Source organism: Acidisoma sp. 7E03 (assembly GCF_054665075.1).
Genome location: NZ_BAAFHE010000003.1, coordinates 185,844 through 197,761 on the forward strand (window position 1 = coordinate 185,844; position 11,918 = coordinate 197,761).

The following is an 11,918-nucleotide window of genomic DNA, read 5'->3' on the forward strand; positions in this document are numbered from 1 at the left end:
GGCTCAGTCGTCACCCATGTCGAGGGCGGCGACGTTCAGAAGACATTCCAGCACTTCGGGCTCCTGTGCCCCGGCGATCGCATGGCGGCGTCCCATGATGAAACAAGGCGCGCCGTTGATGCCGAGACGATGGGCACGGAGGTTGTCGCCATGGACGAGGTCGATGCCGGCATCGCCCTCCAGCATGGTCCGAGCCTCGGCCACGGGCAGCCCCACCTGGCGCGCAAGGGACAGCAGTTCAACTCTCGCGCCGATGTCGCGTCCTTCCGTAAAATGGGCGAGGAAGAGCGCATCCGCCATGGCTTCGGCACGGCCGTACTCGCCCGCCAGGCGGACCAGGCGATGCCCATCGACACTGCTCGGCGTCGAGCGGATGAGATCGAAGCGAAAAGCGATGCCCTCCCCCCGCCCCAGCTCGGCGATGGAGGCAAATAGCCGGCGCGCCCGGTCCTCGGTGCCGAATTTGCGCAGGAGATAATCGAGCCGCGTCATGCCGGAGCGCGGCATGTCGGGATTGAGGAGAAACGGGCGCCACTGCAGGTTGACGCCGAGCTCCGGGCGCCGGCGCAGCGCGCGCATCAGCCGCCGTGTGCCGATGAAGCACCAGGGGCAGACAAGATCATACACGATCTCGATCGCCACCGGCGCGCGTGAGAAGGCCAGCATGTTCATGGTGGCGGCCCGGTTATCCTTTTTCTTTCCGCCGTCTTCCGCGGCTACCGCATCATAGCACGAAAGCCGCATGAACCGCAGAGCGCGCCTTGATCAGATCGCCGTATAGTCCGAGACCATCGGATCGAGCCGGAACTCATTGACGAAAAAGTCGATCACGGCGCGGACGCGGGGTGCGAGATGGCGCCGCGACGGGTAGACAGCGTGGATCGGAATGCGGGGCGGCTGCCAGTCCTTGAGGATGGCACGGACACGCCCGGCCGCGATGTCTTCGTTGAACATCCAGATGGGCAAGCGGCTGATGCCGAGGCCGGTACGGATCCCCTCCGAAATGCCCTCGACGCTGTCGCAGCGAAAACGGCCGCCGACCTCCACGGTGGTCGAGCCCTCTCGCCCCTCGAACTCCCACTGATGAGCCGAGGCACGCCCGGTTCCGCCCGTATAGATCAGGCAGGAATGGGCCGCGAGATCGCTTGGCGTCTGCGGTTCCCCATGCTCCTCCAGATAGTCGGCGGAAGCTAGGACGCCACGGCTGGTCGAACCGAGATGGCGCGCGACGAGAGAACTGTCCGCGATCTGTCCCGCGCGTATCGCAAGGTCCAGATTTTCCGCCACCAGATCCTGGGTCTGCTCGGATATGCTGACCTCAACTTCGAGCTGCGGATAGCGCTGCAGCAGACGAGGAAGGCGGGGGATGATGTGCAGCCGCGCCATGGACGTCGATGACGCGATACGGATGGTGCCGTGCGGTGACGCACGCCGCTTGCCGAGAATTTCCTCGGTCTCGTCCACCGTATCCAAGACGCGGCGCGCGTGGGCCAGCAGATCCTGCCCGTCCTGGGTAAAGGTTAGACTGCGGGTGGTACGCTGGATCAGCCGGACGTCGAAATGCGCTTCGAGCGCCGCGATCTGCCTGGAGATCGCTGGCTGGGTGGAGCCGACTTCGCGCGCGACCGCCGAGAAAGATCCCGTTTCAGCGACGCGGACGAAGCAGCGGAAAGCAGCCAAAAGATCCATTAATCATACCCGACTGCATGAATGATATCAGAGACAAGAGGATTTCACGTGAGGTAAGCATGAACCATGTATTGAATCAGACATGGACAATTCGACGACAGCCCTGCAATAAACGCATTGGAACGAGAGCTTCCGGATAACGGCCATGAAGTCATTGAACGCCCAACTGCTTGCTTTCAAATCCTCCGTCTTTGAACGAGCGGATGCGGAAACCGCCGAGGCTCTGCGGCAGTTGGAGGCGGAGTCACGCGCCGAAGTCGCCGGAGGCGTTGGTCTCAAGGTCGGCGACCGGGCGCCGGATTTCACCCTCAAAGACTCTGAGGGGTCGCTCCATAGCCTTGCGAGCTATGTCTCACAAGGCCCTGTTTTCGTGATATTCTTCAAGGGCAGCTGGTGCCCGTACAGCAGCCTGACGCTGCGTGCCTGGGAAGACCGGGCGGGTGAGATTCGTCGGGCAGGCGGCCGTATCCTCGCGCTTTCGCCCCAGAAGCCGCAGCGCATCGCCGTCGCGCGCGAAAGCAATGGCGTGAGTTTCCCGATTCTGGCGGATTGCGGCAACAAGACTGCCCTGGCCTTCGGCGTGAGCACTCAGGTGAAGCCCGCGATCCGCCCAATCCTCGCCAAAGTGGGCTGCAGCCTGCCGGAAGAAAACAGCAGCGACGTGTGGGCGCTACCCCGCGCCGCCGAATTTCTTGTCGGCCGGGACGGCATCATCCACATGGCGCATGTCTCCCCGGTTTATTTCGAGCGCTTGGAGCCACGGGAAGCGGTGGACGCGTTGCGCAAGCTTCAGGCCGAAGCCCTGACCCACGCCTGATACTACCGGTCACGAGGGACGCTCGCGCCCCTCGCCGGCTTTCCTCAATTGAAAACGATGCGGGGAAAGTAGAAAGAGACCAGCCAGTTCGGCTGGTCGACGATGCAGCTGATCCGCAGATCCCCTGCGACCGAGCACAGCATATAGGCGTCCATGGCCGACAGGCCCTGCTGACGCCCCAAGAGATCGATCATGCGCGCGACGGCCTCCCGCGCCCCGGTCATCAGGTCAGGGCCGATGCCGGTCGTCACCTCGTAACCCGCGCCGTCCAGGTGGCGGGTTACAGGGCCCGGCGTCGTGAAGCGCGGTGTCTCGAGCGGCGTCTGCTTGATAAGGTCGAGCGTCAGCGTCAGGTTCATGGGGCTTTCGATCGCCGTGCCGCAGACTTCGCCATCCCCCTGCGCGGCATGGGTGTCGCCGATCGAGAAGAGCGCGCCGGCCACTTCCACCGGCAGATAGAGTTCGGTGCCAGCCGCAAGGTCCCGAATGTCCATGTTGCCGCCGACCCGCCGCGGCGGGACGATGGAGTGGAGGCCGGGCTCGGCCAGGGCGACGCCGATGGTGCCGGCGAAGGGCTTGAGCGGCACCCGCGCGCTCTCCGAAAAGAGCGCGGGCGACAGGCTCTCCTTGTCGTAGGACCAGATCTTCAGGGCGGGATCGCGAAACTGGTCGGCGAGCAGGCCGAAGCCCGGGATATTGGCCGTCCAGCCGAAGCCGGAGGGCGTGAACTCATGGATCGTGACCTTCAGGATGTCGCCCGGTTCCGCCCCTTCCACATAGACGGGCCCGGTGACGGGATTGATGAGGCCGAAATCCAGCGTCCTGACATTTTCGACGGTGCTCGCCGGGGTGAGCTGGCCGGCCGAGGCATCATTGCATTCGAAGGCGATCGTGGCCCCGGGCTCGGCCCGAAGCACCGGCGCGAAACTGTTGTCCCAGCCAAAGTGATGCTGGGCGGCATGGATGGTGAAATCGCATTTCAGGCACATCGGGCGGAACCTCATCTCGATCACTACGGGGGAAACTTAGCCGATGGCCGCAGTCTCCGGGGAGAGCTTGCCGCATGCACGCCGCTTGATTAAACAGACGGCTTGATGTCCGCGTAGCTCAGCAGGATAGAGCACAGGATTCCTTGTTTGAAACTGGGCGCCGCGCCGGGAAACCACGCGGCGGATCTGCTCAAAGTCGGGGAAAGCTTGGGTGCCACACGCGGCCCCGTGCCAATCCCGAGCCAAGCCCGCCGCGGGTCGCGGCCGGAAGGTGTAGAGACTGGATGGGCAGCGCCTAAGGGCTTTCGGGCCTAGGGCGAAGGGACAGTCCAGACCACGAACCGACCCCAGGCGCTTCGGGGACGGGCGGCGAAAGCCGAAGTGGTACGAATCCTGGGGCCGTGGGTTCGAATCCCGCCGCGGACATGCCCCCTTCGCTGCTTATCACTCAGCGCGCGGCCGCGAGCGGCCGCATCCGCCGCCCGGCGGCGGCGCGGGCCGCGTCTGTCACCGTCAGCAGAGCAAGATGCGCCTCCTCCTCCGCGACTGGTGTGAGCGCCAGGTCCCGCCAGTCTTTCGCCTGCGGATCGGCTTTCAGGCGGCGGCGGACCATCATGAGACGAAGCACCATGCGCAGGATGCGCACATGGCGCCCAAGAAACGTCACGCCTTCCCTTGGCCAGAAGCGCCAGGCCGGCACGATGGGTAAGCCCGGCCGCCGGTCCGTCCGGCTGCGCCTGCGGAAATAGCCGCCTTCGAGCGGGTGCGTCCGCTCGACAAGCGCAAGACTCCAGAAGGCCACCAGCATGTTCAACATCTTGCCGAGCGAAATGCGCGTCGCCGCCGCGCGACGCATCAGCGTCACCATATGGTCGAAGGTATAGTAGCGGCTCCAGGCCTCCCAATAGACCGCCTCCCACTCCGCCCGCGTCATGGCCGGATGATCCGTCACCGCATGGAAGGTGTCGTAGCGGTTGAGATCGGCATCCATTGGAATGCCCCGGGCGGCGAGCGTCTGGTGATCCTCCGAACCTGGCAGGGGCGTCAGGATGAAGAATTCCAGGAAGTCGATCGCGAGTTCGCGCTGGATGATGCCGATGTCGCGCAGCACCGTCTCGCGCGTATCCGCGGGAAAGCCGATGATGTAGCCGGCCCAGATCACCGCGCGGATGCCTTTCCAGGCCAGCAGCATGTCCCTGTATTCGGCGATGCGGTTCTGTTTCTTCTTGGCGGCCGCAAGACTCTCGGGGTTGATCGATTCGAGACCGATGAAGACGCGTACCACGCCGGCGCGTCCGCATTTCTCGATGAAGCGCGGAATGCGATGGCAGAGCGTATCGACCTGAATGGTGAGCTTGATGCGCGCCCCCTCCGTCTCGCGCAGCGCGATCAGTCGGTCGAGGATCGGTTCCCAATCCTTGTTGCGAGCGAAATTGTCATCGGTCACGAAGAAGCTCGTGATGCCTTGGGCAAGGTTGTGGCGAATGATGCGCTCGACATCCTCCGGGCTACGCCTGCGGGAGACCCGGCCCTGCACGTTGATGATAGTGCAGAAACTGCACTGGAAGGGGCAGCCGCGGCCGGCGTCGAAGGTCGTCATATGGCCTGCGGTGCGCGCCACACGGTCTTTCGGCAGGCAAGGAATGGGCACGCCCTGAATATTGGGCAGGTTGGCCATATGGTTGTAGAGCGGGCGCAACTGGCCCGCATGGGCGTCCCGCAGCAGTTCCTCCAGCCCGTCCTCAGCCTCTCCCGCATAGAGGGTGATCCCGAGATCCATGGCCTCCTGCAGCTCGGTCGCAATGCCGGGCAGCATGGAGAGGCTGCCCGAGACATGGAAGCCGCCGATGGCGACCGCAATGCCTTGGGCGCGGAACCGCCGGGCAAGATCCATGGCCCGCGGATATTGGTTGGACTGCACGCCGACGAAACCCACCAGCCCGCCGCCCGCCGCCCGGATATCCGCCGCAATCCGCTCGGGACGAATGCGGGTATTGGTCTCGTCATAGACCGAGACGGCCATGCGCACGTCTGGGCCCAGCACGCGACGCTCGGCACAGTCCATCGCCAAGCCATAGACAGCCGCGAGGCTGTTGGAGGGCATGGAGGAGCGGAACCACTGGATGACGTAGCCGTCATCGTCGTAGTGGGAGGGTTTGATCAGAGCGAGGTGAAAGCCGGAAACCGCCACCGTCGTCATGGAACCCATCGCTCAGTGAAAGCGGAGTCACAGGACCATAGGCTACGACGGAACGGCAAGCGGAACCAGACCGTTTCCTTTCAGAAAGGAAAGACGCGGCCGTCGGGGAAGACGATGAAGGCACCGCGGTGGCTCTGGCCGATCCAGTCACCATAGCGGTCCTCATGCAGCGCATGCGCCGCTCCGTAGCCCTGCAGGCCGGCATCGCTCACCGCTTCCTCCCGGCTCAGCCCCGCCGGGAAGATCCAATGGCCGATCTGGGCAGGCGTAATGGGGGTGCCGGGCGGCCCCGCGCTCATCGGCGCGGCCTGGGCGAAGGCCGGGCCTGCTCCGAGACAGAGGAGCAGAAGGCTGACGACGGTTCTGGACATGGACATCCCCCCTCCTGTCGCCGGGCCCTCGAATGCGCCGCCTCAGGGCGGTGGGGCCCTTGCAGGAGAGACTATACCCGAAACGGAAAATCCGCGGTCACGAAAGAGCGCGGGCGGCCACTCATCCGCCCCAGGCGAGATAGAGCGACACGGTGACGAGGGAGAGGATGGTGGAGAGCAGGATCGCATTCGCCGTCACCCGCGCTTCCCGGCCGTAGAACTCGGCCAGCATGAAGGGCCCGGTGCCGGTGGGCAGCGCCGCCATCACGACCGTCAGCTGCGTCACCGCGGGGGGCAGGCGGAAGACCCAGACGGCGAGTACCCAGGCCACCAGGGGATGCAGCAGCAGCTTGAGTCCGACGAGCAGCAGGCTGCCCCGCAGATCGCTCGGCCGTGCCGCGGGCACCGTCGCCGTGACACGCCGCTCGCCGAGAAACAGGCCGAGCGCCACCAGAGCGCAGGGGGAAGCCGCTTCGCCCAGCAGCTTGAAGAAGGTCTCGGCACTGCCGGGCAGCGGCACGCCGCTCGCGGCCCAGAGGGCGCCCAACACCGGGGAGACCAGCAGCGGATTCTTGACCAAAGACAGCGCCACCTTGCGCGCCAGATGCAGCGGATGGCTTTCCGTCTGCAGCCCGATCTCGATGATGACGATGGCGACCGCGAAGAGCACGCAGACGGTGATGATCGCGGCAATCGTCGTCAAGGTCAGGCTGCTGTGCCCCCAGACGAGGAGCGAGAGTGGAAAGCCGATGAAGCCGGTATTGGCGTAGGCGGCGTTCAACCCATCGATGCCGACATCGGCGAGATGCCGCCCGCCGCGCAGGCGTAGCGCGATCGTCACCGCGAAGACGATGAAGCAGCTGAGCGTGAAGGCCCCGATGAAGCCCGGCTGGTCCAGCGCCTTCCAGCTGGCATGCGCCATGATGTCGAAGAGCAGCGCGGGCAGGGCCAGGTAGACGACGAAACGGTTGAGCTCGCGCGTGGCCTGTGGCCCGAGCACGTTCATCCTGCGGCAAAAGAGACCGACGAAGATGAGTGCGAAGATCGGCAGGACGATGAAGAAGGGGCTCAGCATGCAGGTCCCTGCATAGCCGGACGATCCCGCGACTTGAACCCCCGACCGGCCACCCTGCCCGCCCGGCCGGGGGAATTTTGACCCCTCAGCGCTCGATGACGAGGTCGCTCAACGGCTTCGCGCAGCAGATCAGCACCAGCCCCTGGTCGATCTCGCGCTGGCGGATGCCGCCCTGGTGCTGCATGGAGACCTCACCCGAGACGAGCTTGCTTTTGCACGTGCCGCAGAGCCCGCGCGTACAGGAGGAGGGCAGCCGCATCCCGGCGGCGCGGGCCGCCGCCAGCACGTTCTGATCGGCCGAGACCTCCACCGTGCGGCGGCTCTTGGTGAACTCCACCTTGAAGGTCTTCACCGCATCATCGGTGTTTGCCGGGGGCGCGAGCGCCGCATCCTCCGCCGCCAACTCCTCGAAGTTGAAGCTTTCCTGATGATAGCGGTTCATGTCGAAGCCGCCCTGCTGCAGCAGGGCGCGCGCACCGGCCATATAGGGCGCGGGACCACAGACGAAGACCTCACGCTCACGAAAATCAGGCACGGCCACTTCGAGCATGGCGAGAGACAGGCGGCCGCGATAGCCGCCCCAGGGCTCGCCCGGGCTGTCATGCTCGCAGATCGCGAGTGCGCGGAAGCCAGCACCCCGGGACAGCATCGCCTGTTCCTCGCGGAAGATGATGTCGGCGGGGCTGCGCGCGGAATGGAGGAAGACCGTATCGGTTTCGAGCGCCAAATCGTGGAAGCTGCGCGCCATCGACATCAGCGGCGTGATGCCACTCCCCGCCGACAGCAGGAGATATTTGCCATTGGGCGACGCATGATCGACGCAGTTGAACTCTCCCATCGGGCCGAGCGCGCGGATCTCCATGCCAGGCTTCAGATGATCGTGCATCCAGGGGCTGACGACGCCGCCCGCGAAGCGTTTGGTGGTGACGGCGATGAGATTCGGCCGCGTGGGCGAGGACGAAATCGTGTAGCAGCGGTTTACCTGTCGGCCGTCGATCGTGAGGTCGAGGGTCAGGAACTGGCCGGGCTTGTAGCGGAAGAGACGCGGCGCGCGAGCGGAGAAGATGAAGGTCTTCACGTCGTGCGTCTCAGCCCGCACCGCGCGGCACACCAGCACGTCGTCCTCTTCCGCGTTCCACTCCGGCACCACCCCCTGCTCGGGGGAGACGAAGAGCCGGTGCGCGGCAAAGACGGCCGCGCCGCCCCGGTCGGTCGAAGCGGACATCAGCCGATGCCGGCCTTCAGCCGGTCGAGGTACCACTTACAGAACTTCTCGACCAGCATCTCGGTATAGGGCGAATAAGGCCCAGGCTCGTAGGCCGGCGTGCGGGCCCCCGCCTGCGCGAATTCCACCAGAGCCGCATCCTGTGCGTTGGTGGCGTTCCAGACGCTCGTCAGATTGTCCACGTCATAGTCGATACCCTCGCGCGCATCCTTGTGGACCAGCCATTTGGTGCGCACCAGCGTGTTCTCGGCGTCGAGCGGGATCGTCGTGAAGGTGACGATATGGTCGCTCATGAAATGGTGCCAGGAATTGGGCTGCGTCCAGAAGGACAGGCCGCCGAGCGCCGTGTCGGTGAGATTGCCCAGGAGCTTGCGGCTGGCGACACGGGTATCCAGGGTCTGGCTTTCGCCGCTCTGGTCGATCGGCAGGCGCTGGGTGCGGAAGCCGGTGATGCGGTCATCGAGATGGTCGACCTCGGCGGAGGCGATGCCGCAGCTTTCCCAGCGCGCGTGGGAGGCGATGACCAACTCGTCGTAGCGCGCGGCCTGCGCCAGCTCCGTCTCGTCCATCTGGCCGGGCGCGAAGCCGAAGCCATAGGCGAAGAGCGGAATGGTCAGCTCCGGATGATTGCCCGCGCAATGGTAACATTCGCGGTTGTTCTCGAGCGTGAGCTTCCAGTTGCCCTTCTCCACGAGATCGACGGAGGCCGCGACCTTGGTATTGCGGATGTCGTGCGGCGCCAGATAGGGGACCATCACGCGCGCCATCTCGTCGATGTCGTCGGGCGGCTCCTTGGCCAGGCAGATGAAGATCAGACCTTCGACCGACCGGACGTGGACGGGCTTCAGGCCGAAGCAGGATTTGTCAAATTCCTCGCCCATATGCTCGGCATAGATGAGCTTGCCGGTAAGATCGTAGGTCCATTGGTGATAGGGGCAGACGATGTTGCCGACGGCACCACTCTCGTTCTGCACCAGCGTCGCCCCGCGATGGCGGCAGACGTTGTAGAAAGCGCGCAGCCCCATGTCGTCGTCCCGCAGGATGACGACGTTGTTGCGTCCGAGCTTCACCGTCACGTAGTCGCCCGGTTCGGGCAGCTCGGGCTCGACCGCGACATAGATCCAGGTCTGGCCGAAGATCAGGGCCATGTCGGCCTCGAAGATCTCGGGGCTGGTATAGAAGGGCGCCTCCAGGCTGTAGCCCGGCTGGCGACGCGCGATCAACGACCGTAGGGCGGCGACGGTCTCAGCGCTCAAGCCACTCTGTCCCAGGGTCATGACCCCGATCCCTCCAACTAGAATAACGGCTCATCCTGTCCGCCCCGGCCCGGCTCTGTTTGCGCCGATGCGACACGCGCTTTGCCCAAATCCGCGCGGCCGCCGCTACTCGAAGATGCGCATGGCCGCCAAGTGCGCATTGGGGGGCGGCAGGCTGGGCGCTACGGGCGCATCCTCGGTCGGAGAGGATTTTTCCCGGGCGCGCGCATCCGTCGGCGTAAATCCATGCAGCGCCTTGAACTTGCGGGAAAAATGCGCGCAATCGGCGAAACCGGAATCGAGCGCGATCTCGGTGATCGACAGATCGGTGTGGTCGAGCAGCCAGCGCGCATAGCGCAGGCGCAGCAGGCGGTAATGCGTCGCGGGGCGCACGCCCATGACGCTCTGGAACAGACGCTCGAGCTGGCGCGGGGAAATCGAGAGGCGTGAGGCAAGCTCGGCGATGGGCAGCGGGTCCGCGACATGCTGCTCCATGAGCAGCAGGGCGCGCCGCACCCGCTCGTCGCCCACCACCTCGTCCGCCGCCGGAGGGTGCGGCTGCGCCTCGCTGCCGGCACGGACACGGTCGAGGAGCAGGATGTGCCGGGCCTTCTGTGCAATGGCCCGGCCAAGGTGGCGCTCGATGAGGAAGCTCGCGAGATCCGCGGTGCCGGCGCCGCCGGAACAGGTGATGCGATTGCCGTCGACGAAGAACATGCGGTCGGCGATCACCCGATGGTCGGGGAATTCGGATAGGAAGTCCTGGTAGCAATACCAGCTGACGCAGACCCGGCGGCCCTTCATCAGCCCCGCCCGGCACAGAATGAAGCCGCCGGTGCAGAGGCCGACCAAGGTGACGCCCTCCTTCGCAGCGGCGGCGAGATAGGCGTTGGTCTCATCATCGATCTGCGGGCCGCTGTGCAGCAGGCCGCCGACCACCACGATGTAGTCGAAATTGCGTGGGTCGAGAAAGCCGCTGTCCCGGCTGACCTGAACGCCGCAACTGGCCCGTGCCGGCGTCTGCTTCGAAGACATGACCGTCCAGCGGCAGAGGATGCGTCGGCTGCGGTCGCCCTCATCGGCCGCGAGGCGCAGGAAATCGACGAAGAGGGAAAAGGCCGAGAGGGTAAAGTTGTCGGCCAGGATGAAGCCGACGGACAGGGGCGGCCGCGCACGCAAGCCCGCCGTCTTGCCGTCTTCCGTCAGCCTGCCCCGGTAGAGATTTGCCACCATCCTTGCACATTACTGCTTGAAGACGGTTTCGCGAAGCGGGAAGCGACGGCGGCGACAGGGGTTGAGAAGCGTCTTTGATCGCGCAGGATCAGGCTGCCGCCCGCGCCTCCTCCGTCATGACGCTGAACCCCTGCAGGCTATTCGGGCCGAAGACGGTGGAAATCGCGACGTCGGCGGCATCCCGGCCAATGCCGATGAGGACGCGGCCGATCCGCGGCTCGACATGCCGGGCGTCGAAGGTAAACCAGCGGCCGTCGAGATAGGCCTGGAACCAGCCGCTGAAATCCATCGGCGCCGGATTGGGCGGAACCCCGATGTCGCCCAGATAGCCGGTGCAGTAGCGGGCCGGGATATTCATGCAGCGGCAGAGCGTGAGGGCGAGATGGGCGAAATCCCGGCAGACGCCCACTCCTTCGGTCCAGGCCTCATAGGCCGTGCGGGTTGCCCGCGCATTCTCATAACCGAAACGGATGCGATTGTGGGTGTAGTGGAGGATGGCCATCACCCGGTCCCATCCATTCTGCAGGCCGCCGAACTCCGCCCAGGCGGTGTCGATCAGCTTTTCGGTCTCGCAGTATCGGCTACCGAGGAGATAGAGCAGCGTCTCGGACGGAAGATGTTCCACCGGCACCTGGTCCACGCCGGGCTGCCACAGATCCGGCTCACCGCTGTCGCGAATGACGGTATCCGCCGAGAAGCGAACCTCGCCCGGCGGGGCCACCACGCGGCTGCAGCGGTTGCCGAAGAGATCGTAATAGGCCGTGATGGGAAAGGAGGGTGTGGTGCGGATCACGTCCGGCCGCAGCAGGTCCCCTGCCCGCTCCGGCCGCACGTTGAGCATCAGGATCATGGGCGTCGGCTGGGGCAGGGTGAAGCCGATGTCGTAGCCGATGCGGATGAGCATGCGCTCGCTGTCTCTGACGGTTGTTTCTCCAGCTGGAGAGATGGGGCGCATCGCGTTCCGTTGAAGCACCAGCCGGCGGGAATCGCGATGACAAAGACGGCAGAATGCAAAAAGGGGCGCCAGAACGGCGCCCCTTTCGGCTAATCTCGCTATCGAGAG

11 protein-coding genes are annotated in these 11,918 nt (G+C 65.1%); 1 reads left to right on the top strand and 10 read right to left on the bottom strand.

The genetic code is table 11. The features are described from left to right. Positions 1 to 3 precede the first annotated feature (3 nt). Entirely contained in the window at positions 4 to 672 is a 669-nt protein-coding gene (locus ACYQ6W_RS06295) for a DsbA family oxidoreductase (RefSeq protein ID WP_459674245.1), read from the bottom strand. A 93-nt stretch (positions 673 to 765) separates the two neighbouring features. Continuing rightward, a complete protein-coding gene (locus ACYQ6W_RS06300; protein ID WP_459674246.1) occupies positions 766 to 1,689 on the bottom strand; it encodes a LysR family transcriptional regulator in 924 nt (307 codons plus the stop codon). Positions 1,690 to 1,834: 145 nt separating this feature from the next. Here ACYQ6W_RS06300 and ACYQ6W_RS06305 point away from each other — a divergent pair, with 145 nt between their 5' ends. Beyond that, a complete protein-coding gene (locus tag ACYQ6W_RS06305) occupies positions 1,835 to 2,506 on the top strand; it encodes a peroxiredoxin-like family protein (protein ID WP_459674247.1) in 672 nt (223 codons plus the stop codon). Positions 2,507 to 2,550: 44 nt separating this feature from the next. Here the strand turns inward: ACYQ6W_RS06305 and ACYQ6W_RS06310 are convergent, their stop codons facing one another. The 8 genes from ACYQ6W_RS06310 to ACYQ6W_RS06345 form a co-directional block, all read right to left on the bottom strand. Then, positions 2,551 to 3,495: an acetamidase/formamidase family protein gene (locus ACYQ6W_RS06310; RefSeq protein WP_459674248.1), complete on the bottom strand. Its 945-nt coding sequence runs from the start codon at positions 3,493 to 3,495 to the stop codon at positions 2,551 to 2,553. Between the two features lie 448 nt (positions 3,496 to 3,943). Continuing rightward, positions 3,944 to 5,695 (bottom strand): B12-binding domain-containing radical SAM protein, encoded by a 1,752-nt coding sequence (locus ACYQ6W_RS06315; protein ID WP_459674249.1) that lies wholly within the window; start codon positions 5,693 to 5,695, stop codon positions 3,944 to 3,946. 80 nt (positions 5,696 to 5,775) lie between these two features. Continuing rightward, positions 5,776 to 6,066: a hypothetical protein gene (locus ACYQ6W_RS06320; protein ID WP_459674250.1), complete on the bottom strand. Its 291-nt coding sequence runs from the start codon at positions 6,064 to 6,066 to the stop codon at positions 5,776 to 5,778. 121 nt (positions 6,067 to 6,187) lie between these two features. After that, positions 6,188 to 7,141, bottom strand: coding sequence for an AEC family transporter (locus ACYQ6W_RS06325; protein ID WP_459674251.1), 954 nt, complete (start codon positions 7,139 to 7,141; stop codon positions 6,188 to 6,190). Between the two features lie 85 nt (positions 7,142 to 7,226). Continuing rightward, entirely contained in the window at positions 7,227 to 8,366 is a 1,140-nt protein-coding gene (locus ACYQ6W_RS06330; protein ID WP_459674252.1) for an FAD-binding oxidoreductase, read from the bottom strand. Next, complete coding sequence (locus ACYQ6W_RS06335) at positions 8,366 to 9,643, bottom strand: aromatic ring-hydroxylating oxygenase subunit alpha (protein WP_459674253.1); 1,278 nt, start codon at positions 9,641 to 9,643, stop codon at positions 8,366 to 8,368. Before ACYQ6W_RS06335 ends, ACYQ6W_RS06330 begins: the two co-directional genes overlap by 1 nt. 105 nt (positions 9,644 to 9,748) lie before the next feature. Then, entirely contained in the window at positions 9,749 to 10,855 is a 1,107-nt protein-coding gene (locus ACYQ6W_RS06340) for a GlxA family transcriptional regulator (protein WP_459674254.1), read from the bottom strand. A gap of 88 nt (positions 10,856 to 10,943) precedes the next feature. Continuing rightward, on the bottom strand, positions 10,944 to 11,759 hold the full coding sequence (locus tag ACYQ6W_RS06345; RefSeq protein ID WP_459674255.1) for a transglutaminase-like domain-containing protein: 816 nt from the start codon (positions 11,757 to 11,759) through the stop codon (positions 10,944 to 10,946). Between the last annotated feature and the right edge of the window lie 159 nt (positions 11,760 to 11,918).